20 protein-coding genes and 1 pseudogene are annotated in these 24,470 nt (G+C 66.0%); 12 read left to right on the top strand and 9 right to left on the bottom strand.

All coding sequences use genetic code 11. The features are described 5' to 3' along the window. Window positions 1–11: 11 nt before the first annotated feature. Window positions 12–1,841: an allophanate hydrolase gene (atzF, locus tag ACSKB9_RS21055; RefSeq protein ID WP_438075451.1), complete on the bottom strand. Its 1,830-nt coding sequence runs from the start codon at window positions 1,839–1,841 to the stop codon at window positions 12–14. Between the two features lie 194 nt (window positions 1,842–2,035). Then, complete coding sequence (locus ACSKB9_RS21050; protein ID WP_438075450.1) at window positions 2,036–2,554, bottom strand: MarR family winged helix-turn-helix transcriptional regulator; 519 nt, start codon at window positions 2,552–2,554, stop codon at window positions 2,036–2,038. A gap of 183 nt (window positions 2,555–2,737) precedes the next feature. Between ACSKB9_RS21050 and ACSKB9_RS21045 the strand changes: the two genes are divergently transcribed. Further along, window positions 2,738–4,603 carry a feruloyl-CoA synthase gene (locus tag ACSKB9_RS21045; protein WP_438075448.1) on the top strand — a complete coding sequence of 622 codons (1,866 nt, stop codon included), beginning with the start codon at window positions 2,738–2,740 and terminating at the stop codon, window positions 4,601–4,603. Window positions 4,604–5,039: 436 nt separating this feature from the next. Here the strand turns inward: ACSKB9_RS21045 and ACSKB9_RS21040 are convergent, their stop codons facing one another. Further along, window positions 5,040–5,564 carry a MarR family winged helix-turn-helix transcriptional regulator gene (locus ACSKB9_RS21040; protein ID WP_082653966.1) on the bottom strand — a complete coding sequence of 175 codons (525 nt, stop codon included), beginning with the start codon at window positions 5,562–5,564 and terminating at the stop codon, window positions 5,040–5,042. Window positions 5,565–5,646: 82 nt separating this feature from the next. On the opposite strand from ACSKB9_RS21040, the pseudogene ACSKB9_RS21035 reads away from it, so the two are divergent. Beyond that, window positions 5,647–6,850: pseudogene (locus tag ACSKB9_RS21035) on the top strand (cytochrome P450). A gap of 53 nt (window positions 6,851–6,903) precedes the next feature. Next, a complete protein-coding gene (locus ACSKB9_RS21030; protein ID WP_438075446.1) occupies window positions 6,904–8,130 on the top strand; it encodes an ABC transporter substrate-binding protein in 1,227 nt (408 codons plus the stop codon). A 200-nt stretch (window positions 8,131–8,330) separates the two neighbouring features. Here the strand turns inward: ACSKB9_RS21030 and ACSKB9_RS21025 are convergent, their stop codons facing one another. Further along, a complete protein-coding gene (locus ACSKB9_RS21025; RefSeq protein WP_438075444.1) occupies window positions 8,331–8,984 on the bottom strand; it encodes an isochorismatase family protein in 654 nt (217 codons plus the stop codon). A gap of 148 nt (window positions 8,985–9,132) precedes the next feature. On the opposite strand from ACSKB9_RS21025, the gene ACSKB9_RS21020 reads away from it, so the two are divergent. Next, window positions 9,133–10,083 (top strand): helix-turn-helix domain-containing protein, encoded by a 951-nt coding sequence (locus ACSKB9_RS21020; RefSeq protein WP_438075442.1) that lies wholly within the window; start codon window positions 9,133–9,135, stop codon window positions 10,081–10,083. Window positions 10,084–10,275: 192 nt separating this feature from the next. Here ACSKB9_RS21020 and ACSKB9_RS21015 read toward each other — a convergent pair whose 3' ends face one another. After that, complete coding sequence (locus ACSKB9_RS21015) at window positions 10,276–11,550, bottom strand: NAD(P)/FAD-dependent oxidoreductase (RefSeq protein WP_438075440.1); 1,275 nt, start codon at window positions 11,548–11,550, stop codon at window positions 10,276–10,278. 115 nt (window positions 11,551–11,665) lie between these two features. Next, entirely contained in the window at window positions 11,666–13,072 is a 1,407-nt protein-coding gene (locus tag ACSKB9_RS21010) for a DHA2 family efflux MFS transporter permease subunit (RefSeq protein WP_438075438.1), read from the bottom strand. A 180-nt stretch (window positions 13,073–13,252) separates the two neighbouring features. Between ACSKB9_RS21010 and ACSKB9_RS21005 the strand changes: the two genes are divergently transcribed. Further along, window positions 13,253–13,561, top strand: a complete 309-nt coding sequence (locus ACSKB9_RS21005) for a hypothetical protein (RefSeq protein ID WP_057019474.1) — start codon at window positions 13,253–13,255, stop codon at window positions 13,559–13,561. 35 nt (window positions 13,562–13,596) lie between these two features. Next, the gene (locus tag ACSKB9_RS21000; protein WP_438075436.1) at window positions 13,597–14,493 is read left to right on the top strand and encodes a sigma-70 family RNA polymerase sigma factor; all 897 of its coding nucleotides are present in this window, start codon (window positions 13,597–13,599) and stop codon (window positions 14,491–14,493) included. Between the two features lie 208 nt (window positions 14,494–14,701). Here ACSKB9_RS21000 and ACSKB9_RS20995 read toward each other — a convergent pair whose 3' ends face one another. Then, a complete protein-coding gene (locus ACSKB9_RS20995; protein ID WP_438075434.1) occupies window positions 14,702–15,421 on the bottom strand; it encodes a DUF805 domain-containing protein in 720 nt (239 codons plus the stop codon). 222 nt (window positions 15,422–15,643) lie between these two features. On the opposite strand from ACSKB9_RS20995, the gene ACSKB9_RS20990 reads away from it, so the two are divergent. From ACSKB9_RS20990 to ACSKB9_RS20970, 5 genes are all read left to right on the top strand, one after another. After that, window positions 15,644–16,816, top strand: coding sequence for an ABC transporter substrate-binding protein (locus ACSKB9_RS20990; RefSeq protein ID WP_076831021.1), 1,173 nt, complete (start codon window positions 15,644–15,646; stop codon window positions 16,814–16,816). Between the two features lie 238 nt (window positions 16,817–17,054). Further along, window positions 17,055–17,972 (top strand): branched-chain amino acid ABC transporter permease, encoded by a 918-nt coding sequence (locus ACSKB9_RS20985; RefSeq protein WP_018269575.1) that lies wholly within the window; start codon window positions 17,055–17,057, stop codon window positions 17,970–17,972. Further along, window positions 17,969–18,916: a branched-chain amino acid ABC transporter permease gene (locus ACSKB9_RS20980; RefSeq protein WP_438075431.1), complete on the top strand. Its 948-nt coding sequence runs from the start codon at window positions 17,969–17,971 to the stop codon at window positions 18,914–18,916. The genes ACSKB9_RS20985 and ACSKB9_RS20980 overlap by 4 nt, the downstream gene beginning before the upstream one ends. Window positions 18,917–18,920: 4 nt before the next feature. Then, on the top strand, window positions 18,921–19,688 hold the full coding sequence (locus ACSKB9_RS20975; protein ID WP_438080320.1) for an ABC transporter ATP-binding protein: 768 nt from the start codon (window positions 18,921–18,923) through the stop codon (window positions 19,686–19,688). Window positions 19,689–19,695: 7 nt separating this feature from the next. Continuing rightward, window positions 19,696–20,424: an ABC transporter ATP-binding protein gene (locus ACSKB9_RS20970; RefSeq protein ID WP_438075429.1), complete on the top strand. Its 729-nt coding sequence runs from the start codon at window positions 19,696–19,698 to the stop codon at window positions 20,422–20,424. Window positions 20,425–20,582: 158 nt separating this feature from the next. Here the strand turns inward: ACSKB9_RS20970 and ACSKB9_RS20965 are convergent, their stop codons facing one another. Continuing rightward, window positions 20,583–22,019 carry a glutamine synthetase family protein gene (locus ACSKB9_RS20965; protein ID WP_438075427.1) on the bottom strand — a complete coding sequence of 479 codons (1,437 nt, stop codon included), beginning with the start codon at window positions 22,017–22,019 and terminating at the stop codon, window positions 20,583–20,585. Window positions 22,020–22,206: 187 nt separating this feature from the next. Continuing rightward, entirely contained in the window at window positions 22,207–23,565 is a 1,359-nt protein-coding gene (locus ACSKB9_RS20960) for an aromatic ring-hydroxylating dioxygenase subunit alpha (RefSeq protein ID WP_438075425.1), read from the bottom strand. A gap of 119 nt (window positions 23,566–23,684) precedes the next feature. On the opposite strand from ACSKB9_RS20960, the gene ACSKB9_RS20955 reads away from it, so the two are divergent. Continuing rightward, on the top strand, window positions 23,685–24,470 hold the full coding sequence (locus tag ACSKB9_RS20955; protein ID WP_438075423.1) for an IclR family transcriptional regulator domain-containing protein: 786 nt from the start codon (window positions 23,685–23,687) through the stop codon (window positions 24,468–24,470).

Raw genomic sequence — 24,470 nt, 5'->3', positions numbered from 1 at the left:
GTTCCTCGTTGCTATACGGCCGCCCTCTCCGCCATGAACGCGCGCCAGCCGCCATAGGATGAAATATCCTTCGCGCCCTGGATCGCGGCGGGCTCGACGATGAAGCCCTTGGCCTGCCGTCCGTCGGCGAGCCTGATCGTACCGATCGACAGCGGCGGCGGGATCGCGGCGACGAATGTTCCGAATGCTGCCGGTGACATCGCCCATAGTTCGAGCTTGATCGCATGACCCGCTCCGGTCTCGACACGCAGCATGCCGGGCTTCGGCGGCGTGGTGTCGAGTGCGTAGAGCCTGTAGTCCGGTGCGGTGACCGCGTCTTCCAGCAGGCGCGCATCGAGCGTCGTCAGCTCGTGGTTCAGCGCCATGCCGGAGAGATGCGCGCCGACCACCGCGATGGTGATGTCGTCGGAGCCGGCCTGCGTCGGTGTGGCGGTGAGCGGCGGCTGCGGAAGTGAATTGGCGCCGAGCGCCAGTCCGGTGTCGGCGTGAAACACGCGGCCGATGCCGGCAAGCTCGGCGTCGCGGCCGGCGGGGGCGAGCAGCGTGATGCCGAACGGCGCGCCGTCGGGCCGCATCGCGGCCGGCAGCGCCAGGCCGCACATATCGAGCAGATTGACGAAATTGGTGTAGGTGCCGAGCCGCGAGTTCAGCTCGATCGGATTGGCGAGCACGTCAGCGGTGGAATAGACGGTCGGGGCGGTCGGCAGCACGATAGCATCGAGTTGCGCAAGGCTGCGCTCTGCAATGCGGCGCAACGCCTCGAGGCGGTACAGCGCAGAAAAAGTGTCCGCGGCAGTCGGACGCGATCCGCCGACGGTGATCTCGCGCGTCACCGGATGGACCGCCTCGGGCGACGACGCCAGCAGGTCGCGGATCACGAGATAGCGCTCGGCGACCCAGGGGCCCTCATAGAGCAGCCGCGCGGTCTCGTAGAACGGCGCGAGGTCGAATTCGACGAGATCGGCGCCGAGCGCCTGCCAGCGCTTGCACGCCTCGCCATAGGCCTTCTCGGCCTCGCGATCGCCGAAGAATTTCAACTGGCCGGTTCGGGGAATGCCGAGCTTCAGCTTCGCCGGAAAGCTCGCCAGCGGGGCCAGCGGCCGGTCGCGCGAGTACGGATCGGCGTCATCCGGCCCGGACATCACGGCGAGCGCGGCCTGTGCGTCGTCGACGGTGAGCGAGAAGATCGAGACGCAGTCGAGCGTGCGGCAGGCCGGCACGACGCCGGTGGTCGAGATCAGCCCGAGGCTCGGCTTGAGCCCGACGATGTTGTTGAGCATCGCCGGCACGCGGCCGCTGCCCGCGGTGTCGGTGCCAAGCGACAGTGGCACCAGGCCCGCGGAGACCGCGACCGCGGAGCCCGAGCTCGATCCGCCCGGCACCAGATCGCCGCGCACCGGGTTCCTGGGAATGCCGTAGGGCGAGCGCACGCCGACCAGGCCGGTGGCGAACTGGTCGAGATTGGTCTTGCCGATGATGACGGCGCCGGCCGCGCGCAGTTTCGCGACCACGGTGGAATCCTGCTCAGGCAGATAGGAGAACGCCGGGCAGGCGGCGGTGGTCGGCAGGCCCGCGACGTCGATATTGTCCTTCACCGCGACCGGCACGCCGTAAAACGGCAACGTCGGATCGGCGAGCCGCTCGGCCTCGGCAAGCGCATCCTTCTCGTCGCGCAGGCTGATGAAGATGGCGGGATCGTTGTGCTCGCGGATGCGCTGGTAGCTGCGCGCCACGGTTTGGGCCGGCGTCATGGTCCCGGCGCGGTGCGCGGCGACGATCGCGGCGACAGTTTCAGTCACGTGCTTGGCCTCATCTCGTGAGCGGGAGGCGTCGGACGCCATCCGCGAGGGAATTGCAGCCTGATCGAAGCAAGCAATGTGCCATTGTGTACAATTCGCCCGCGTCCGCCGCGAGACGGATTATTGCACAATATCAGTTGCTTGAAATGCTCGTCGGGAACGGAGGCAGGCCGGTATGAGAGAGCATCTGCCCAATTTAAAGGCAAGGCTGGTCAAGCCGAAATCTCGTCGCGAGGTCAGGTGAAGCAGGCGAGGATCTGCAGCAGCTGTTTGCGATTTTCCTTGCCGATCTTCTCGGCGACATGCCGCTCATGCTCGGCGGCGAGCCGCTTGAACTGCGCCAGCGCGGTCCTGCCGCGCGCAGTCAAATGCAGCGCGTGGGAGCGGCGGTCGGTCGCGGAGGGGACGCGGCTGACGAAGTCGCGGTCTTCCAGGCTGTCGAGCAGATGCACCAGCCGCGCGCGCTCGATCCCGAGCCGCTTTGCCACCGCCATCTGGCCGAGGCCCGGATCGGCCCCGATCACGGTGATCACCGAATACTGGGTTGGGCGGATATCGACCGTCGCCAGCGTCTTGATGAAGTCCTGAAAGATCCAGAGCTGGAAGCGCCGCACCGCATAGCCGGCGTGACCGACCAGCGCGTCGAGGCCGATGTCGTCGCCGGCCGCCGCGCCATTTGCTCTGTGCGACCGGGGGCGGCGGATCGCCGCTGCCGTTCCTGCCGCCTTGCGCGATGTCTTTTGCCGGCTCGCCATGAGCCCAGGCTAGCGCGCCCAAGGCGGGAGGGAAAGATTGTTGTTGACGACAACAATTGATGTCCGCAACATTATGGCCAAAGAGCCCGGCCGGGATCGCGGCACCGCACCATGTTGCGGCGCGATCCCGATAAGACACGGGGGACAAGACTTGGGTGACAAGACTTGGGCGAGGAGGAAACCATGACGATGGCCGCCGCCGGCGGAGACAATCCGAGCAGCCTGTTCGCGACGCCCGCGATCGTTGCGGATCGCCGCGACGACGGCAGCATCCTGGTCCGCTCCACCACGCCGCTGAAGCAAGGCGCCCGCTGCGTCGGCGACTGGCTGGAGCATTGGGCGCGGCAGGCGCCGGATCGCATCTTTCTCGGCGAGCGCGCCAATGCCGAGGCGCCCTGGAGCACCGTCAGCTATCGCGACGGGCTCGGCGTCGTGCGGCGGGCCGCATCGTGGGTGCTGGCGCAAGGGCTGAGCACGGAACGTCCGCTCGTCATCCTCTCCGACAACGGCATCGATCACGCGTTGTTCGCGCTCGCCGCGCAGCATGTCGGCGTGCCCTCGGCCGCGATCTCGCCGGCCTATTCCTTGATGTCGAAAGACTTCGACAAGCTGAAGAGCATGATCGAGCTGCTCGACCCCGGCGCGATCTACGTCGCAAGCACAAGGCCGTTCGCGGCGGCGCTTGCCGCAATCAAGCCGCTGCATCGCGCAACCATCGTCAGCGGCAATCCGGACGACGCCGACGCATTGTCGTTCCGTACCGTCGCTGCCACGCCGGAAGCGCTCGGGGTCGCCAAGGCGTTCGCGGCGGTGACGGCGGACACGATCGCAAAATTCCTGTTCACCTCGGGCTCGACGGGCATGCCGAAGGCCGTGATCAACACCCAGCGCATGCTGACCTCGAGCCAGCAGGCCAAGGCGCAGACCTGGACGTTCCTGGAGCAGTCGCGCGATGATCTGGTGATCCTGGACTGGCTGCCCTGGAGCCACACCTTCGGCGCCAACCACAATTTCAATCTGGTGCTGCGCAACGGCGGCACGCTCTATATCGACGGCGGCAAGCCGGCGCCCGGGCTGTTCGCGACCTCGCTGGCCAACCTGCGCAGCGTGGTGCCGACGGTCTATTTCAACGTGCCGCGCGGCTTCGACATGCTGATCGCGGCGCTGCGCACCGACGAGGAACTGCGCAGAAAATTCTTCGAGGACACCAAATTCGCCTTCTATGCCGGCGCGGCGCTGCCGCAGAATCTGTGGGACGCGCTGGAGGACTTGTCGCTGCGGACGGTCGGCCGCCGGTTGCCGATGGTGTCGGCCTGGGGTTCGACCGAGACCTCGCCGCTGGCGACCGATTGCCACTTCCTGGCCAAACGCTCCGGCAATATCGGCGTGCCGATCCCCGGCACCGAGCTCAAGCTGGTGCCGTCGGGCGACAAGCTCGAGGTGCGCGTGCGCGGGCCCAACGTCACGCCGGGCTACTGGAAGGCGCCCGAGCTCACCGCTGAGGCCTTCGATGACGAGGGCTTTTACAAGATCGGCGACGCCGTCACCTTCGCAGATCCCGCACGGCCTGAACTTGGCCTGTTCTTCGACGGCCGCGTGGCGGAGGATTTCAAGCTCAATTCCGGCACCTGGGTCAGCGTCGGCACCTTGCGCGTCGCCGGCATCGCGGGGCTGGCGCCGCTCGCGCAGGACATCGTCGTCACCGGCCATGGCCGCGACGAGGTGCGCTTCCTGGTGTTTCCGAACCTCGCCGCCTGCCGTTCGCTGGCAGGGCTGCCCGAGAGCGCCGACCCCCGCGAGGCGATCGGCCATCCGGCGGTCCGTTCCGCGATCGGGCAGGGGCTGGCACGGCTCAAGGCGCAAGGCGGCCATTCCTCCGGCCATGCCACCCGTGCGCTGCTGCTGGCCGAGCCCGCCTCGGTCGACGGCGGGGAGATCACCGACAAGGGCTACATCAACCAGCGCGCCGTGCTGACCCGCCGCGCCGCAGCAGTGGCGGTATTGGAGGACGACGGGTCGGGTGAGGCGATCGCCTGCGCGGGCGTGTGAGGCGATTTGTGCATCTGACGCGCCAGCAGCGCGCCGCGTACACTGCCGTCGTCCCTGCGGAAGCAGGCACCCATACTCCGCGGCCGAAATGTGAACAAAGTTCGTCGTTCCGCCGACATGCGATAATCAGCATTTGTGGTTATGGGTCACGGCTCGGAGGCCGGGACGACACCGCGTTTGTGGCACGGATCATCCAAGTTTCAGCTGTCCAACCCGCCAGGTCCCCGCTGCTTCCACTTGCCGCGCTGCACGCGGCTGCGTTTTTAGTTGCCATAGCAACTAAGCTGTGCGAGTTTCCGCACCCATAGGGACAGGGCCGGTCAACGGCCACGCGTTTGGGAGGAGAATGTTGCGCAGCACGGCGCGAACGGCACGCATGGAAGATCGGGCGAATACTGTGGGGGCGCAGCGCGGCGCCCATGGCACGGCTGCGCCGTCAGGTCGTGCCTTGCCCGGTCACGGCGCCGAGATTCTCGTGCAGCCGGCGCAGCAGCTCGATCAGCACCTCGCGCTCGTCCTTCTTCAGGCAGGCCAGCAGCCGCCGCTCGCGCTCCAGCGCTGCGACGATGACCTTGTCGTGGACGGCGCGGCCGCGCGCGGTCAGCGTGATCGAATGGGTGCGGCCGTCGTCCGGCGCGGTGCGGATCGTCAGCAGGCCGCGCTTCTGCAATGCCGCGAGGTTGCGGCTGACCGGCCCCTTGTCGAAGCCGATCACCTGGCAGATCCGGGAAGCGGGAATCCCCGGCTCGATCGCCAGTTGCGAGATGATCCGCCACTCGGTGACGTTGACGCCAAAATTCTTCTGGTAAAACGCGGTGGCGCTGTTCGACAGCTTGTTGCCGATGAAGGTGATGAACGCCGGCACATAGCGATCAAGGTCCAGCAGCGGGCCGTCACTGGCGTCTGCGGGATCGGCCGGTCTCGGCCGGCGGGGCTTTCGGGGGAGGGGCTGGCTGCTCATCTCTCAAATCATCGCTGCGAAACTGTCCGGGAGCAATAGATATGCGGCCCGTGTTGACAAGATCAAACCTCGGGAGGTCCCGATGACTGCAACAGAAGCTGCGTCCGTCCCGCATCTCGACATCGATCCGTTCGCGCTCGAGTTCTTCGCCGACCCATTCCCGACCCATGAGCGGCTGCGCGAGGCCGGGCCGGTGGTCTATCTCGACAAGTGGAATGTCTATGGGGTTGCGCGCTACGCCGAGGTCCATGCGGTGCTGAACGACCCCGCGACCTTCTGCTCCAGCCGCGGCGTCGGCCTCAGCGACTTTTCCAAGGAGAAGCCGTGGCGGCCGGCGAGCCTGATCCTGGAGGCCGACCCGCCCGCCCATACCCGGACCCGCGCCGTGCTGAGCACGGTGTTGTCGGCGACCGTGATGAAGCAGCTTCGCGGGCAATTTGCCGCCGCCGCGGAGGCCCGTCTCGAACGCGCTGCTGGAGAAGCGCAGGTTCGACGCGATCACGGACCTTGCGGAAGCCTATCCGTTGTCGATCTTCCCGGATGCGCTCGGCCTGAGGCCGGAGGGCCGCGAGCATCTGCTGCCCTACGCCAGTCTGGTGTTCAATGCCTTCGGCCCGCCGAACGAGCTCCGCAAGGAGGCGATCGAGCGCTCGGCGCCGCATCAGGCCTATGTTGCCGAGCAATGCCAGCGCGACAATCTCACCCCGGGCGGCATCGGCGCCTGCATTCACGCCCATGTCGATACCGGCGCCATTACCGCGACCGAAGCGCCGCTGCTGGTGCGCTCGTTGCTGTCGGCCGGTCTCGACACCACCGTCAACGGCATCGGCGCCGCCGTCTACTGCCTCGCCCGCTTCCCCGACCAATTCCAGAAACTACGCGCCGATCCGACGCTGGCGCGCAACGCCTTCGAGGAAGCCGTGCGGTTCGAAAGTCCGGTGCAGACTTTCTTCCGCACCACGACGCGCGACGTCGAGCTCAGTGGGGCCAGCATTCCTGAAGGCGAGAAGGTGCTGATGTTCCTCGCTGCGGCCAATCGTGATCCGCGCCGCTGGGAAGCGCCCGACAGCTATGACATCACCCGTCGTACGTCGGGCCACGTCGGCTACGGTTCGGGCATCCATATGTGTGTCGGCCAGCTCGTCGCCCGTCTCGAAGGCGAGGTGATGATGGCGGCGCTGGCGCGTCGTGTCGCCAGGATCGACATCACCGGCGAGCCGAAGCGCCTTTTCAACAACACGCTGCGCGGACTCAGCGGCCTGCCGGTCGAGATCACGCCGGCCTGACGAGACGCTCAAGACCAGCAAAAGGTCGATTGAGGAAACATGGGAGGGAGACGATGAGGGGCTTCGGGGTTGGGCGATCTACGATTGGACTTGCGCTGGCATTGGCCTGCGCCGCGGGCAGCGCACGCGCGGAGATTTCCGGCGACGTGGTCCGCGTCGGCGTGCTCAACGACATTTCGGGCATCTTCCAGGACACCAACGGCATGGGTTCGGTGGAAGCCGCGCGCATGGCCGCGGAAGATTTTGGCGGCGGCGGCAAGGGCATCAAGGTCGAGATCGTCTATGCCGATCACCAGAACAAGGCCGACGTGGGCTCTGCGATCGCGCGCAAATGGCTCGATGTCGAAGGCGTCGATGCCATCGTCGACGTGCCGAACTCGGCGGTCGGGCTCGCCATCAACACCATCCTGCGCGACTCAAGGATGACGTTCCTGGCGTCGTCGACCGCGAGCTCCGACCTCACCGGCAAGGCCTGCTCGCCGAACACCATTCAATGGGTCAACGACGCCTGGGCCACCGGCAACACCACCGCGGCCGCGATGATGCAGCGTGGCGGCAAGGACTGGTATTTCGTGACGGTCGATTATGCGCTCGGCAAAGGCATTGAGGCTGAAGCGACCAACTACATCGAGAAGCACGGCGGCAAGGTTTTGGGCTCGAGCAAGCATCCGCTCGGCACCTCGGACTTCGCGTCGTTCCTGCTGCAGGCGCAGAGCTCGAAAGCAAAAGTGATCGGGCTTGCCAATGCCGGCGGCGACACCATCAACGCGGTGAAGCAGGCGGCCGAGTTCGGCATCCAGCAGGGCGGCCAGACCATGGTGGCGTTCCTGCTGTTCGTGAACGACATCCACGGCATGGGCCTGAAGGTGGCGCAGGGCCTGCAGCTGCTGGAAGCCTTCTACTGGGACATGAACGACGACACCCGCGCGTTCGCAAAGCGCTTCGCCGCGCGTCCCGGCATGAACGGCAAGATGCCGAGCGGCAACCAGGCCGGCGTCTACGCCTCGACGCTCGCCTACCTCAACACGGTTGCCGCCACCGGCAGCGACGACGCCAAGGCGGTGGTGCCGCAGATGAAGACCTTCAAGGGCAAGGACAAGCTGTTCGGCGACACCGCGATCCGCCAGGACGGTCGCGTCATCCACCCGATGTATCTGTTCGAGGTGAAGAAGCCCGAGGAGTTGAAGTACCCCTACGACTATTACAAGCTGATCACGACCATCCCGGCCGACCAGGCGTTCCGCCCGCTGGCCGATGGCGGCTGCTCACTGGTGAAGTGAGCTCTTCGCCGCGAATGCTGCTGCGCTCCCTCTCCCCTTGTGGGAGAGGGCTGGGGTGAGGGGTATCTCTCCACACGGCGTACGGACCGGAGAGACCGCAACCCCTCACCCGGATCGCATTGCGCTTCGCTTCATGCGATCCGGCCTCTCCCACAAGGGGAGAGGCAGACCGAATGTGCGATGCGCTGTTCGTGAACTCGCTACGCCGCCTTCGAACCCGCCACCTTCACCCGCGCCAGCATCTCGGCCGCCGTCATCACATGTGCCGTTGAGAATGCGAGGATCGTCAGCGTGGCGCGGTGTACTTCGTCGGCGGACAGCGCGCCCTGGCCGACATCGGGATAGTCGAACGTGCCGGTCGCGTCCGACAGGAAGACGACCTTGTAATTGTGGAACATGGCGTCGCGCGCGGTGGCGTGGCAGCAGTTCTCGGTCGTGGTCCCCGAGATGATCACCGTGGTGATGCCCCATTCACGCAGGATGAGATCGAGATCGGTGGCGAAGAACGCGCTGTAGCGGTGCTTCTTGATGACATGCTCGCCGGGGGCGGGCGCGAGGTCGTTGAAGATCTCGACGCCCTCGCTGCCGTCGACCAGCGACGACCGGTCGGCGATCGGCGAATAGAGATCGTCATAGAGCCCCATGTCGCTGCCGTCGCGGCGATGCACATGCGCGGTGTAGACGACGCGGATGCCCTTGTCGCGGCAGGCCTTCAGGGTCTGCGCCAGCCGCGGCACCATGGCAGCAGCCTGCGCCGAACGCAGCTTGGCGCCCTCGGCCACGAAATCGTTCTGCATGTCGACGACGATCATGACCGTGCGGGCGGGATCGATGATTTCGCATTGGTAACCCATGTGGTGCCTCCTCCTGGTGAGAGACAATTTCTACGCCGGTTCCCGCGATCGTTCTTGGCTGCGCCGGCCAGTCGCTGGTCTCTGCTTGCCAGAAGGGAGGGCCGGACGCAGAATATGGCGCTGCCGGGTTGGGCGGGAGCAAGGTCCGATGCAGACCCCAGATCACACAGTCGTCGCGCAAACGCTCGTTGCGCCGGGTGACAGTTTCGACCGCTGGCATCACGTCACCTGCCGCGAATTCTCGCTGACCGAATGCCGCCGCGTCGCCGACGAGGCGTTCCAGGCATCGATCTCGATCCGCCATCTCGGCCCGCTGGCCATCAACGACATCTGGTCGTCGACGCCGGCCGCCGACCGCATCCGGGTGATGCGCAGTGCGAGCGACGTCCGCAGGGATCCGCGCGACTATTTCATGCTGTGGCTCACGCTGCGCGGCGAGGTCAGCTTCGCCCAGGGCGGCCGCGACGTCCACATGCGCCGGGGCGATCTGATGCTGCATGACCAGGCGCAGCCGTTCACGCTGGAATTCGCGCCGAGCGCGCGCGCGATCATGGTGTCGATCCCGCGGCCGCTGCTGCTCGCACGCCTGCCGGATGCGCAGCGCCTGACGGCGCGCCGGGTCGGCAACGCGTCGAAAGTGGGAGCGCTGGCGGGATCGCTGATCCGCCGGCTGACGCGGCTCGATGACGCGGCCGGACCTGCGGCGATACGGCTCAGCGCGGCGGCGCTCGATATTTTCGCAACGACGCTGCAGACCGAGCTGACGGACGACGGGCTCCAGCGCGGCGACGAAAGGCTGGCGCGGGTCAAGGCCTACATGCTGGCCAATCTCGACGATCCCGGGCTCGATCTCGATGCGATCGCCACCGCGCAGAACATGGCGCCGCGCACGCTCAATCGCCTGTTTGCGCGCGAAGGCACGACCCCGATCCGCTGGCTGTGGCAGCAGCGCCTTGCCGGCGCCTATCAGGCGCTGGCCGAACGGCGCTTCAGTCATGTCACCGATGTCGCGCTGAGCTTCGGCTTCAGCGACGTCTCGCATTTCAGCCGCGCCTTCAAGGCCGCGTTCGGCCGCTCGCCGCACCAGGTGATGGGGTGAGAATGCGTACAGCGCTGAGAGGCTAACACAGATTGTTATCCGTCATCCTGAGGTGCGAGCCTTGCGGCGCAATTGCGGCGCTGGGCGAGCCTCGAAGGATGTACGGCCACTAGCGGGGCCGTCGATCCTTCGAGACGCGCGTGCCGCGCTCCTCAGGATGACGGATAACAGGATGGCGCAGTGCCGAGTCACCTACTGCGCGACCTTGCTGCTGCCTTGCGTGATCAGCCGTGCGGCGCGCTGGTCGCGGGTGTGGATCCAGAGCCAGTTCATCGCCACCGCAATCCGATGCCGCACGCCGATCAGGAAGTAGATGTGGGCGAGGCCCCAGATCCACCATGCCAGCGAGCCGCGCAGCTTGAGCCAGCCGAAATCGATCACCGCCTTCTTCTTGCCGATCTGGGCGAGGCTGCCGGCATGCTTGTAGCGGAACGGCGGCAGCGTCTTGCCGTCGAGCCGGGCCTTGATCAGTGCGGCGACGTAGCGCCCCTCCTGCTTGGCGGCCGGCGCGATGCCGGGCACCGGATTGCCGTCGGGGTCCTTGATCGTGACGGTGTCGCCGACGGCGAAGACATCGGGATGGCCCGGCACGGTCAGATCCGGCTCGACCTGCAGCCGGTGGGCGCGATCGGCCGGCGCGTTCAGCCATTCGGCGGCGCGCGAGGCGCGCACGCCGGCGGCCCAGACGATGGTACGCGCCTCCAGCCTCTTGCCGCCGAACACCACGCCGTCGGCCGAGCATTCGGTGACCGGCTCGCCCAGCATCACCTCGACGCCGAGTTTTTCCAGCGACGCCTGCGCGTAGGCCGAGAGATCGTCGGGAAATCCTGCCAGCACGCGCGGGCCGGCCTCGATCAGCACCACGCGCGCCTTGCGCGTGTCGATGTGACGGAAGTCTTGCGGCAGCGTATCCTTGGCGAGGTCGGCGATGGTGCCGGCCATCTCGACGCCGGTCGGCCCGGCGCCGATGATGACGAAGGTCAGCAGCGCAGCGCGCTTGTCCGGATCGGTCTCGCGCTCGGCGCGCTCGAAGGCGACCAGGATGCGCCGCCGCAGCGTCGTGGCGTCCTCCAGCGTCTTCAGGCCGGGCGCGAACGGCTCCCATTCGTCGTGGCCGAAATAGGCGTGGCGGGCGCCGGTGGCGAGGACCAGCGTGTCGTAGGGAATGCCGCCGCCGTCGTCGAGTTGCACCTGCTTCGCCGCGGCATCGACGCCGCAGACATTGGCGAACAGCGTCGTCACCTCGGGCCGGTCGCGCAAGAGATATCGGATCGGCCAGGCGATCTCGCTGGTGGCAAGCGAAGCGGTCGCGACCTGATAGAGCAGCGGCTGGAACAGATGGTGGTTGCGACGGTCGATCAGCGTGATCTCGACCGGCGCCCCTCTGAGACCGAAAGCGGCTTCCAGGCCGCCGAAGCCGGCGCCGACGATCACCACGCGATGAGGTTTGGCCGGCGCTTGCGTCATCTGATGTCGCTCCCGGTTTCGAACGGCTTCGTCGTTTGATTATGTATTCATTCGCAGCCCCATTCCAACACGAAATGCCCGATCGCCCGATAGCAAAACCCAATCGCCGCAAGCTTCACGCATCCTGCGGCGCGGCCGCGGCCACGGCCCGCCGCCGCATCGGCAGGAACAGTCCCGCGACCGCGCCGGCGAATGACAGCGTTGCGGCAAGGCTCATCGCCGACGCGAATCCGTTGGTGAAATGACCGGATGAATCGGCTGCGCCATTGGCGGAGAAGCTCGCCACCAGCGCCGCGATACCGAACATGCCGCCGAGGAAGCGGCCCATGTTGAAGACGCCCGACGCCTTGCCCATCTCGCTGACGGCGACCGCACCCAGCACCGCGTTCTGCGCGGCCGGCATCGCCATCGACACGCCGACGCCGGCGAGCACCAGCGGCGCGACCAGCGCCGAATAGGGCACTGCGGGGCTCACGATCTCGCTGATCCAGCCGAGCCCGATCGCCTGCATCAGCAGGCCGGTGACGACCAGCGTGCGCTCGCCGAACCGGTTGACCGCGGCGCCGGCGATCGGCGCGGTGACGAACAGCGTCGCCGTCCACGGAAGCAAACGCAGCCCGGCGCCGAAGGCGTCGAAGCCGAGCGCGATCTGCAGGAACTGCGGCAGCAGGAACAGCACGCCATACATCGCGGCGTAGAACAGCACGCTTGCGGCCATGCCGGATGCAAACGGCCGTGCCGCGAACAGCCGCATCGGCACCATCGGGTTTGTGGCACGCAGCTCCCACAGCACGAACAGCGCCGCCAGCGCGACGCCGGCGATCAGCGCGCCCGTCACTTCCGCGCTGGCCCAGCCGACGCCGTTGCCGCGCAGCAGGCCCCAGACCAGCGCCAGCGCCGCGAGCGCGACCAGCGTGAGTCCGGCGATGTCGAGCGGCGCCGTCGGCCCAAAACTTTCGCGCAGGCGCGTGATCACAAGGGCGATCGCGATCAGGCCGACCGGCAAGTTGATCCAGAAGATCCAGCGCCAGCCGAGATGTTCGGTGATGAAGCCGCCGATCGCGGGACCTATGATCAGCGCGCATCCGGTGATGCCGCTGAAAATGCCGAGCGCGCGGGCGCGCTCCTCCCGGCCGAACGCGCCGCTCAGGATCGCCATCGCCAGCGGCATCACCAGCGCCGCGCCTGCGCCCTGCAGGGCGCGCGCGGCGATCAGGGCCGCGGCGTTGCCGGCCAGCGCGCAGGCCGCCGACGCCACGACGAACAGGCCGATCCCGGCCGCGAACATCCTGCGCCGCCCGAACCGGTCGCCGAGCGCCGCGCCGGTCAGAAGCAGCACCGCGAAGGTCAGGTTGAAGGCGTTGACGGTCCACTGCAGCGTCTCCACGGCGCTTCCGAAATCGGCGCGGATGGTGGCGAAGGCCGTGGTCATGATCATGGCGTCGAGCGCCATCATGAAGGATGCCAGCGCGGTGAGGCCGAGCACCCAGCGCTGTTCGGCGCGCTCTCGAGGGGTCTGCATGGTCGTTCTCCGTTGCTGCGCCGCGAGGTTGCGGCGCGCTTCGCCGGCAAGGACGAACCGGAACGGGCAAAGGATGCGGCCGAAGTTTTTTTTGCCGGACCGCATCCTTTGGCGGTTCGCAAACGTCCTTGGGTCTGAGGCGGCCGGTTCAGGCCGCAGAACCAGGCCAAGGAGGCTGCGATGAGACGGACCCTGATCAGGTACAAGGCGAAGCCGGAGATGGCGGAGAAGAATGCCGCGCTGGTGTCGGCCGTGTTCGCCGAGCTGAAGGCGGCGAGGCCCGACGGCGTGCGCTATCTGACCCTGCGGCTGGAGGACGATACCTTCATCCACATGGTCGAGACCACGGCCGAGGACGGTTCGAGCCCGATCCCGAAACTGGCCGCGTTCCAGGCGTTCCAGGACGGCATCCGCGATCGTTGCGCCGAGCCGCCGCTGGTTCGCAGTGCGGTGATTGTCGGGAATTATCGTATGCTGGATGAGCCGTGAACCGGCGGGCAGTGCACCGATCTGGCGGAGCCATCATGACGTCACCACACCAAGCGCCGGCCGCGACCGACGTCGACACGCTGTTGGCGGCGATGCGGCCGAGGCTGCATCGCTACTGCGCCCGCATGGTCGGATCCGTCATCGACGGCGAGGATGTGCTGCAGGATGCGCTGATCAAGGCGGTGGAAGCCTTCGGGTCCGCCGCGCCGATCCAGAATCCGCAAGCCTGGCTGTTCCGGATCGCGCACAACACCGCGCTCGATTTCCTCAGGCGGCGCAACCGCCAGGAAGCGCTCCACGCGCCGGAGGAGGTGGACATGATGGCCGGAGAGCTTGATGACGTCGGCCGCCGCGAGATCGCCGCGACCAGCCTGCGCACCTTCATGCGCCTGCCGGTGGCGCAGCGTTCCAGCGTGATCCTGATGGATGTGCTCGGCTGCTCCCTGCAGGAGATCTGCGGCATCATGGATTTCAGCCTGCCCGCGGTGAAAGCCGCGCTGCACCGTGGACGCACGCAGCTGCGCGAGTTTGCCAGCGAGCCGGACGACGCGCCGCGGCCCGGCCTGTCGCCGGCCGATCGCATCAGGCTCAACGCCTATGTCAGCCATTTCAACGCCCGCGACTTCGACGCCATCCGCGCCATGATCGCCGATGACATCAGGCTCGAGCTCGTCAACCGGACGCGGCTGAACGGCAAGGCCGAGGTGTCGCGCTACTTCGGCAATTATTCGAAGATCGACGACTGGCACCTGGTGACCGGACAGGTCGAGGGACGTCCGGCGATCCTGGTGTTCGATCCGAACGCACAGGGCGCGCCGCCGCGATCGTTCATGCTGCTCGACTGGTCGGCCGACAAGGTCGCGACGATCAGGGATTTCCGCCACGCGTCCTATGCGATCGACGGCGCCGAATGGGCGGTGGATAAGGGGTAGGCGGCTAGGCGGTGGTCAACGCTCAGCCGTGACTCAGTGGCCGTGCCACAAACTCCGTGTCGTCCCGGACAAGCGAAGCGCGATCCGGGACCCATAACCACGGGTGGTAATTGGTTTGCGATGCTTGGGCCCCAGCCCGCTTCAACAAATTAAAGCGGTGGTTATGGGTCCCTGCTTTCGCAGGGACGACAATGGTGAGACAGCTCGGCTACCGCGTCTTTCCGCCGAACTCGCCGTTGGCGATCCGCGCGACGCGGCTGCCGCCTGCGGCCGGCGTACTGCGTCTTTCAAACAGGCCATCGCCGCCGGTCTCGCGCGGCGATGGCGGGGCTTCTTCGTAATAGCCGCCACTGCGCCAGACCAGCAGGACGATGTTCATTGCGCCATTGACGGCGGCGCCGACCACCGTTTCGGTGTGCTGATAGGTCAGCGCATATTCGGGAAATCGTCCGGCAATGGCCCTGTCGAGCACGAGGAGGGCGATCCATGCCGCCATCACGCAGACCGGATCCCAGCCCATGTCGCGCACCCGCATCGATTGCAGCATGAAGCAGATGACGAGCATGCCGTAGAAGGCAATGACCAGCACGGGGTTGCTCGATGCCTGCGCCAGCAGCACGTCCATACTGCCGCTCGCCGGTGCGTTGCCGGTGACGCCGTAGACCAGCATCATAAAGCCGAGGCCCACCACGAAGGTGCAGAAGAAGAAAGCCAGTCGGCCCATCCGGGCATTGAAGCCGAAGATGTAATTCAGCATGTGACGCACCCCTTTGGCGGCAGCGTCGGCCAGGGATGCTTTCCGGACCATGAAGCCCGCAGGCGCTTGCCGGCCCGTAGTTTCCGGGTGCTTTACCGGATCGTTAAAGCCTGCTGCAGTGCGGGCGTGGGTCGTTGCCGAAGGCCGCCGCCTGCGACAATCGTTGCCCACGCAACCGGCATTATATTTCTTGCCATGGTCGATTTAGACGAATTATGATGCAAGGTGCTGGGGTATGCGCCGAAGGTTCTAAGTGAGCGCCGTCGGTTCGTGCTTGCTGCAGACTTGCGATATCGCGCACAAAATACGTCGCAGAACGACGCGCGCAAAGCGTGACCCCCGGGCCCTCGTGATCGAGCCTCGCGGGATCTTTGGTTGAGGAGGGGAGTGAATATGAAAAAGGCATTTTGGCTGGCAGGCGCCATGGCTGTGGCGCTGGCGCAGCCCGCGATGGCGGCTGACAGCGTCAAGATCGGCTTCGTCTCGACCTTCAGCGGTCCGACCGCCGTGATCGGCAACGACATGCGCAATTCCTTCGAGCTCGCGCTCGACCATCTCGGCCGCAAGATCGACGGCAAGCCGGTCGAGGTGATCTACGAGGACGACCAGCAGAAGCCCGATGTCGGCAAGCAGAAGACCGAGAAGCTGGTGCAGTCCGACAAGGTCGACTTCATCGTCGGCTACATCTGGTCGAATGTGCTGCTGGCGTCGCTGAAGACCGCGGTCGATTCGAAGACCTTCCTGATCTCGGCCAATGCCGGTCCGTCGCAGCTCGCCGGCGAACTGTGCTCGCCTTACGTGTTCTCGACCTCCTGGCAGAACGACCAGACCCCGCAGGCGGTCGGCACCTACATGAACCAGAAGGGCGTCAAGTCGGTGTTCCTGATCGGCCCGAACTACGCCGCGGGCAAGGACATGCTGGCCGGCGTCAAGAGCACGTTCAAGGGCCAGGTGGTCGGCGAGGAATATACGGTGTGGCCGAGCCAGCTCGACTTCTCCGCCGAGCTCACCAAGGCGAAGAACTCCAAGGCCGAATCGATCTTCGTGTTCTATCCGGGCGCGGCCGGCGTGCAGTTCCTGAATCAGTATGCGCAGGCCGGCATCAAGCAGCAGATCCCGCTCTACACCGCGTTCACCATCGACGAATTGTCGCTGCCGTTGCAGAAGGACAATGCGCTCGGTGTTCCCGGCGCGCAGCAATGGGTCAACGACCTGCCCAACGAGGAGAACAAGAAGTTCGTCGCCGACTACCGCAAGAAGTATCCCGGCCTGCGGCCGACCTTCTACGGCGCACAGTCCTACGACGCTGCCAACCTCATCAACAGCGCCGTGGTCGCGGTGAAGGGCGACCTGACGAAGAAGGACGCAATGAAGGCCGAGATGGAGAAGGTGAACTTCAAATCGGTGCGTGGACCGTTCAAGTACGGCAACAACCACATTCCGATCCAGAACTTCTATCTGCAGGACGTGGTCAAGGACGCCGAGGGCCAGCTCTCGCTGAAGACGGTCGCGACCATCGTCAAGGACGACCAGGATCGCTTCCACGACAAGTGTCCGATGAAGTGATTGTCGGGCGTCTTTTTGGCGCGCGGCTTGCTTCTCTTTACCTCGCCCCGCTCTTGCGGGGAGAGGTCAATCGCGAAGCGATTGGGTGAGGGGCTCTTTCCCGGCATTCGGTTCGCGGAAAGAGCCCCTCACCCCAACCTCTCTCCCGCAAGAGCGGGGCGAGGGAGAACCCGCAATGTGCAATGCGGCGGCGTGCTTGCGCTGCCGCTGTTTTGTTTCAGCCCGGTATGAAGGATCCATGTATCTCGTCGTCGAACAACTGCTGAACGGCCTGCAATTCGGCCTCCTGCTGTTCCTGCTGGCGGCCGGGCTGACGCTGGTGTTCGGCATCATGGACTTCGTCAATCTGGCGCACGGCTCGCTCTACATGATGGGCGCCTATTTCGCGGCGACCTTCGTGGCCTGGACCGGCAGCTTCGTGCTCGGCGCGCTGATGGCGCTGGGCGCCACCCTGCTGCTCGGCATCGTGCTGGAATATGTCGCGCTCAGGCATCTCTATGGCCGCGACCATCTCGACCAGGTGCTGGCGACGTTCGGCCTGATCCTGTTCTTCAACGACGCCGTCCGGCTGATCTGGGGCCCGGCGGGCCTCGCGCTGCCGCTGCCGGCCTGGCTCACCGTGCCGGTGCAGATCATTCCCGGCGTTTACTATCCGGCTTACCGCCTGATGATCATCGTGGTCGCGCTGGCGGTCGCAGCAATGCTCTATCTCGTCGTGATGCGCACCCGCATCGGCATGCTGATCCGCGCCGGCGCCTCCAACCGCGAGATGATCGGGGCGCTCGGCATCAACATCAAGCTGCTGTTCACGCTGGTGTTCGGCCTTGGCGCCGCGCTCGCAGGGCTCGCCGGGCTGATGCAGGCGCCGATCCTCACCGTGCAGATCGGCATGGGCGAGAACATCCTGATCCTGGCTTTCGTCATCATCGTGATCGGCGGCATCGGCTCGATCCGCGGCGCGTTCATGGCCGCGATCTTCGTCGGCATCATCGACACGATGGGCCGCGCCTTCCTGCCCGACCTGCTGCGCAAGGTGCTGAGCGGGGCGGCGGCGTCGACCGCGGCGCCGGCGCTGTCCTCGATGCTGATCTACCTCCTGATGGCCATCATCCTTGTGCTGCGGCCCGAGGGGCTGTTCCCGGCGGCCAAACGATGATGCGAAAGCTCAACGTCTCCAACGCGGTCGCGGCGCTGATGTGCGCCGCCCTGATGCTGCTGCCGCTCTATTCGGCGGTCACGGGCAACATCTTCATCCTCACGCTGTTCACCCGGATCGTGATCTTCGCGCTCGCCGCCGCGAGCCTCAATCTGATCATGGGCTATGGCGGCATGATGAGCTTTGGCCACGCCGCCTATCTCGGCATCGGCGGCTATGCCGTCGGCATCCTCGCCGCCGAGGGGGTCGGCTCCGGCTTCATCCAGTGGCCGGTGGCGCTCGCCGTCTCGGCGCTGTTTGCGCTGCTGATCGGCGCCCTGTCACTGCGCACTCGCGGCGTCTACTTCATCATGATCACGCTGGCCTTTGCGCAGATGGCCTACTACATCGCCTCCGCGCTGTCGCGCTACGGCGGTGACGACGGGATCACCGTCTACAAGCGCAGCGATTTCGCCGGCCTGATCAACCTGTCGGATCGCAACCAGTTCTATTACCTCTGCCTGGCCTGCCTGTTCGGCGGCCTCTATCTGATCTGGCGCATCGTCAATTCGCGCTTCGGCCTTGTGGTGCAGGGCGTCCGCTCCAACGAGCAGCGCATGCAGGCGATCGGTTTCCATGCCAATCGCTACCGCCTGGTCTGCTTCGTGATATCAGGCACGATCTGCGGCCTGGCCGGCGCGCTGCTTGCCAACAACACCGATTTCGTCAGCCCCGCGGTGATGTACTGGACACGCTCCGGCGATCTCATGGTGATGGTGATCCTCGGCGGCATGGGCTCGCTGTTCGGTCCCGTCATCGGCGCGATCGTCTATCTCCTGCTCGAGGAGCTGCTGTCGCAGTTCACCGAATATTCTGGGCTGATCCTGGGCCCGGTGCTGCTCCTGATCGTGCTGTTCGCGCGCGGCGGCATCATGGGCCTGCTCGGGAGGATGCGCCGTGGTTGATTCCTTGCCTGATCCCTTGCTCCGCGTCGACAATCTGATCCGCCGCTTCGGCGGCATCACCGCGACCGACAACCTCTCGATGGAGGTGGTGCCAGGCGAATTGCACGCCATCATTGGCCCCAACGGCGCCGGCAAGACCACGCTGATCAGCCAGCTCACCGGTCAGGTGATGCCGAACTCCGGCACCATCCGCTTCGCCGGCCGCGACGTCACGAACCTGCCGTCCTACAAGCGCAGCCGCCTCGGGCTGGCGCGCTCGTTCCAGATCACCTCGCTGCTGAAGGATTTCTCCGCGATCGACAATGTCGCGCTGGCGGCGCAGGCGCATGACGGCCACTCGTTCCGCTTCTGGGGCAATGCGCGCAAGGAGCGGCATCTGCGCGAGGCCGCGCGCGCGGCGCTCGAGCGCGTCGGCCTCGGCACGCGCGCCGATATCGTGGTGTCGCAGTTGAGCCATGGCGAGCAGCGCGAGCTCGAGCTCGCGGTCGCGCTTGCCACCAGGCCGCAACTGTTGCTGCTGGACGAGCCGATGGCCGGGCTCGGCGTCACCGAATCGACGCGGATGGTTGCGCTGCTGAAGGAGCTGCGCAAGGAAGTCACCATCGTGCTGGTCGAGCACGACATGGAGGCGGTGTTCGCGCTGGCCGACCGCATCACGGTCTTGGTTTATGGCCGCGTCATCGCCTGCGACGTGCCGGACGCGATCCGCAAGCACGAAGAGGTCAAGCGCGCCTATCTCGGCGAACAGCATGCGGTGACGCGCCATGGCTGAGACCAGGATGGCTAATACCAAAACCGCTGAAACCCTGCTCGAAGTGGATGGCATCGAGACCTGCTACGGGCTGAGCCAGGTGCTGTTCGGCCTGTCGCTCCAGATCAAGTCGGGCGAGATGGTCGCGCTGATGGGCCGCAACGGCATGGGCAAGACCACGACGATCCGCTCGATCATGGGCCTGACGCCGGCGCGGTCAGGCGCCATCCGCTTCGCCGGCGAGGCGGTGCGCGGCCTGCCGTCCTACAAGATAGCGAAACTCGGGATCGGCCTGGTGCCCGAAGGCCGCCAGATCTTCCCGAACCTCACGGTGCGCGAAAATCTCGTCGCCGCGTCAGGCAATCGCTTCAGTGCCTCCGATCCGTGGACCATCGACAAGATCCACGCGCTGTTTCCGCGGCTCGCCGAACGCACGAACAATATGGGCGTCACGCTGTCCGGCGGCGAGCAGCAGATGCTGGCGATCGGCCGCGCGCTGATGACCAATCCGAAATTGCTGATCCTCGACGAGGCGACCGAGGGTCTTGCGCCCTTGATCCGCGACGAGATCTGGCGCTGCCTGTCGATGCTGAAGGAGCGCGGGCAGTCGGTGCTGGTGATCGACAAGAACGTCGGAAACCTCGCCCGCATCGCCGACCGCCATTACATCATCGAGCGCGGCCACACGGTGTGGAGCGGCACCAGCGGGGAGCTGATCGCCGAGCCGGATCTGCAGCACAAGTATCTCGGGATTTGAGATCGGACCGCCGGTCTCGCACCCACGTCGTCCCGGCGAAGGCCGGGACCCATTACCACCGCTGTATGTGGGTACAGCAAGCCGGGTCCACAGCGAGGCAAATACAACAGCCTGTGGTTATGGGTCCCGGCCTTCGCCGGGACGACGAAACAAGGGCCTCAAAACATCTCGAAATATTCGCGGTGCTCCCAGTCCGACACCTCGGCCTGGAAGCGTTCGATCTCCGCGTTCTTGATGAAGACGTAATAGTCCACGAACTCCGGCCCGAGCGCCTGGCGGAAGAACGGATCGTCGTTGAGCGCGAACACGGCCTCGCGCAGCGACTTCGGCAACAGCGCGGCCTTGGCCTCGTAGGGCGTGTCGGCCGACGGGCCGGGGTCGAGCTTGCGGTCCACGCCGTCGAGGCCGGAGAGGATCTGGCTTGCCATGTAGAGATAGGGATTGGCGGCGGGTTCGCCGATCCGGTTCTCCAGCCGGGTTGCGGGATCGCCGGCGCCGCCGAGCACGCGGATCATAACGCCGCGGTTGTCGCGGCCCCAGATCGCGCGGTCCGGCGCCAGCGAATAGGAGCGGTAGCGCTTGTAGCCGTTGATGGTCGGCGTCGTGAACACGGTCGAGGCCCGGGCGTGCTCGATCAGGCCGGCGAGCCAGCCGCGGCCGAGCGCACTGAGCGGCTCGCCGGTCTCCTTGGCCATGAAGACGTTCTCGCCATTGGCGCGCGACACCAGCGACTGGTGCAGGTGCCAGCCGCTCGCGAACACGTTCGGCAGTTTCGGCCGGCACATGAAGGTCGCGTGATAGCCGTGGCGGCGCGCGATCTGCTTCACTGCCGAACGAAACAGCACCATGGTGTCGGCCGGCGCAAGACCGACAGTCGGTGCGAAAGTGAATTCGCACTGGCTCGGACCGAATTCGACCTCGACCGAGCGCAACGGCAGGTCGAGCGCGATGATGTCGCGGCGGATGATCTCGAGCGCCGGCTCCATCAGATCGTAGCGCTGCTCGGTGAGGTATTGATAGCCGTGCGATAGCAGGCTGACCGACGGCGGCCGTCCGGGCTGGCCGGCATCCTCCGGCGCCATGTGGGCGTCGTCGAGCTTGAACAGGTGGAATTCGACCTCGAGGCCGGCGACGAAATCGTAGCCGCGGCCTGCGAGCTGATCGAGCACCTTGCGATAGAGGTTGCGGGTCGCGAACGGCACCGGCCGGCCGTCGCTGAAATGAAGGTCGCAGAGCAGCCAGCCGGTGTTTTGCGCCCAGGGCAGCACGCGGAACGTGGTGGGATCGGCGACCATCAGCACGTCGGCCGCGCCCTCCATCTCCTTCATGCCGAAGCCGCCGCCTGATGTGAACACCGGAAACACCGTCTTGTGCGAGGTGTCCTTGGCGAGCATCGTCGTGGTGATCGAGCAGCCGCCCTCCAGCGAGCGCACCGCTTCGCTGGCGATCAGCGTCTTGCCGCGCAGGATGCCGTGCTGGTCGGGGAACGACAGGCGGATGACTTCGAGATTCTTCTCCTCGACGATGCGGCGGAGGCGGTTTGCGGCCTCCTTCTGCTCATCCGACCACAGGCCGTGACGCTCGACGAAGCTCACCGCGTCGCTCCTTCACTTCTCCCTCGCCCCGCTCTTCGCGGGGAGAGGGTCGGGGTGAGGGGCTCTCTCCGCCAACTCGATATGCCGATAGACCTGTACCCCCTCACCCGGATCGCTAACGCGATCCGACCTCTCCCCGCAAGCGGGGCGAGGTGAAGGATACAATGCGGAGCCATTGATACCATCTTCACTCCGCCGCCGTCAGATGATGCACCTTGCCGGCGATCTCGCGCGGCACGGGAGCTGCCCATGGTGCGCCGCGGCGGCGCTTGACGTCGACTTCCATCCAGTAGAGCTCCCAGCCCAGCGTCGGTCCGATGCCGTCCATCGTGGCCGGGCCCTGGATGCTGCGCGCGGAGGCGTCGTCGAGGAACAGCATCGGTGTCTGCCCGCCCTCCACCTTCTCGATCTCCTGTCGCAGCAGGCGGCGGTACTGCACGATCGCCTTGTCGCTCTGGCCGAGATGCTCGTTGGTGCGGTCCTGGATCGCCCCCATCGATTCCACCGCCCACTGGTCATGGACGTTGATGTCGGTGCCCATGCCGGTATAGGTCTCGGTCGCCTGCTCGTGCGGATCGAAGCCGTAGTCGTTGCTGCGGTTCTTGCGCGACTTGTAGTCCGGCAGCGTATAGAGCTCGAGCCGCTGGTCGCGCATCTTCTGCTTGTCGACTGGCGCCGCGTAGCTGGTGAAGATCGCATACCAGTAGCAATTCTCGTCATCGACCGGCACGTGCCACTGCGTGATCGTCATCTCGGTCGACATCGGGATGACGAAGCCGTGCGGGAACAGCTGGTTGGTGACGCGCACATGGGTGCGCTCCGCGTCGAGCTCGCGCAGCGCGATCAGGCGCAGGCCGTATTCAGTGTGCTCGACATTGATGATCGGCCGGTCATATTCGCGCAGGATCTTGGTCATCGGCATGTCGCTGCCGGCCGAGGCACCGCGGAATTGCTTGCCGTAGGCCGCCGAGGTGTCCTCGTCCTCGAAGAAGCGATGCAGAAAGGAGGCGTGCGCCGGATCGATGCCGACCTCGAGCGCCTGCAGCCAGTTGCAGTTCATGTGACCCTTGAACGCAAACGTATGGCTTCCGGGCGCAACGAAGCAGTCGAGCTCCGGAAAGGCGGGCGGGGCGCCTTCGCCGAGCCAGGCCCACAGGATGCCGCTCTTCTCGACCACGGGATAGGAACGCTGCCTGATGCCCTTGCACAGCTGCGAACCGGCCGGCTCCGCCGGCGTCTCGATGCACTGGCCTGACGTGTCGAACAGCCAGCCGTGGAAGGCGCAGCGCAGCCCGCCATGCTCGAGCCGGCCGAAGGCGAGATCGGCGCCGCGATGCGCGCAGTGGCGATCGATCAGCCCGTAGCTTCCGTCCTCGCCGCGGAACAGCACCAGGTTCTCGCCGAGCAGCCGCACCGGTCGTACCGGGCGCGGTCCGTCCAATTCGTCCACCAGCGCCGCCGGCTGCCAGTAGCTCCGCATCAGCTTGCCGCACGGGTCCTTGCGCCCGGTGCGGGTGATCAGATCGTTCGCTTCCTGGCTCATCATGGCGGCGTCTCCCGGATTTGGATTTGTTCGCCTATTGAACGAATGTGCGAATTATGCCATGTCTGTTTTGGACAGCAAGCGCAATTTTTGAACCGTTCAAAGCCCCAACCTAAAACGCCATGCCCAAGCTGAAGCGGACCGACCAGGACGAGCGCGCCACCGACTTCGTCGAGGCGCTCGATCGCGGCCTGCGCCTGTTGCAGGTGTTCGGCACCGTGTCCGGCCCGGCAACGCTGAGTGATCTGGCGCGTGCCGCCGATCTGCCGCGCGCCACCGCGCGCCGCATCCTGTTCACGCTCGCGCATGGCGGCTTCGTTGCCACCGACGGCAAGCTGTTCACGCTGACGCCGCATGTGCTGACGCTGGCGGGCTCGTTCCTGCAATCCAACCAGGTGGTGACGGTGCTGCAACCGGTGCTCGACCGCATCGCGACGGCAGCGCAGGAGATCGCCTCACTGGCCTTGCTCGACGGCGACGACGTCGTGTTCGTCGCGCGCTCGAGCCCGACCCGCGTGTTCTCCGCCGGTCTCGACATCGGCTACCGGCTGCCGGCGTTCTGCACCTCGGTCGGCCGCGCGATGCTCGGCCGCCTCACTGATACCGAGCTGGCGGCGCGGCTGAAGGCGATGCGCCGCGATCCGGTGACGCCGCAGACCACGACCGATCCGAAGAGGCTGCTCGCCACCATCATCGCCGATCGCGCGCAGGGTTATTCCTTGGTCGACCGCGAGGCCGAGCCGCATTTCCGCTCGATCTCGGTGCCGGTGCGCCGCTACGACGGCACCATCGTCGCCGCGATCAACATGGGCGCGCATGTCGATCGCGTACCGATGCAGGAATTGATCGACCGCTTCCTGCCGCTGCTGCGGGATGGTGCAGATGATGTGAAGAGCCGGCTGCTCTAA

The organism is Bradyrhizobium sp. BR 1433 (assembly GCF_051547665.1).
Lineage (GTDB): Bacteria > Pseudomonadota > Alphaproteobacteria > Rhizobiales > Xanthobacteraceae > Bradyrhizobium > Bradyrhizobium australafricanum.
Note: the sequence above shows the minus strand (reverse complement) of the source record. Positions and strands in the feature narration are given on the sequence as shown.

Excerpts from the sequence above, each read along its gene's own strand:
- ACSKB9_RS21040 (WP_082653966.1), bottom strand. The coding sequence starts at position 5,564 with ATGAGCAGCCAGCCCCTCCCCCGAAAGCCCCGCCGGCCGAGACCGGCC.
- ACSKB9_RS21050 (WP_438075450.1), bottom strand. The coding sequence starts at position 2,554 with ATGGCGAGCCGGCAAAAGACATCGCGCAAGGCGGCAGGAACGGCAGCG.
- ACSKB9_RS21045 (WP_438075448.1), top strand. The coding sequence starts at position 2,738 with ATGACGATGGCCGCCGCCGGCGGAGACAATCCGAGCAGCCTGTTCGCG.
- ACSKB9_RS20985 (WP_018269575.1), top strand. The coding sequence starts at position 17,055 with ATGTATCTCGTCGTCGAACAACTGCTGAACGGCCTGCAATTCGGCCTC.
- ACSKB9_RS21020 (WP_438075442.1), top strand. The coding sequence starts at position 9,133 with ATGCAGACCCCAGATCACACAGTCGTCGCGCAAACGCTCGTTGCGCCG.
- ACSKB9_RS21015 (WP_438075440.1), bottom strand. The coding sequence starts at position 11,550 with ATGACGCAAGCGCCGGCCAAACCTCATCGCGTGGTGATCGTCGGCGCC.
- atzF (WP_438075451.1), bottom strand. The coding sequence starts at position 1,841 with ATGGCGTCCGACGCCTCCCGCTCACGAGATGAGGCCAAGCACGTGACT.
- ACSKB9_RS20970 (WP_438075429.1), top strand. The coding sequence starts at position 19,696 with ATGGCTAATACCAAAACCGCTGAAACCCTGCTCGAAGTGGATGGCATC.
- ACSKB9_RS21005 (WP_057019474.1), top strand. The coding sequence starts at position 13,253 with ATGAGACGGACCCTGATCAGGTACAAGGCGAAGCCGGAGATGGCGGAG.
- ACSKB9_RS20980 (WP_438075431.1), top strand. The coding sequence starts at position 17,969 with ATGATGCGAAAGCTCAACGTCTCCAACGCGGTCGCGGCGCTGATGTGC.
- ACSKB9_RS20955 (WP_438075423.1), top strand. The coding sequence starts at position 23,685 with ATGCCCAAGCTGAAGCGGACCGACCAGGACGAGCGCGCCACCGACTTC.
- ACSKB9_RS21030 (WP_438075446.1), top strand. The coding sequence starts at position 6,904 with ATGAGGGGCTTCGGGGTTGGGCGATCTACGATTGGACTTGCGCTGGCA.
- ACSKB9_RS20960 (WP_438075425.1), bottom strand. The coding sequence starts at position 23,565 with ATGATGAGCCAGGAAGCGAACGATCTGATCACCCGCACCGGGCGCAAG.
- ACSKB9_RS21025 (WP_438075444.1), bottom strand. The coding sequence starts at position 8,984 with ATGGGTTACCAATGCGAAATCATCGATCCCGCCCGCACGGTCATGATC.
- ACSKB9_RS20990 (WP_076831021.1), top strand. The coding sequence starts at position 15,644 with ATGAAAAAGGCATTTTGGCTGGCAGGCGCCATGGCTGTGGCGCTGGCG.
- ACSKB9_RS21010 (WP_438075438.1), bottom strand. The coding sequence starts at position 13,072 with ATGCAGACCCCTCGAGAGCGCGCCGAACAGCGCTGGGTGCTCGGCCTC.
- ACSKB9_RS21000 (WP_438075436.1), top strand. The coding sequence starts at position 13,597 with ATGACGTCACCACACCAAGCGCCGGCCGCGACCGACGTCGACACGCTG.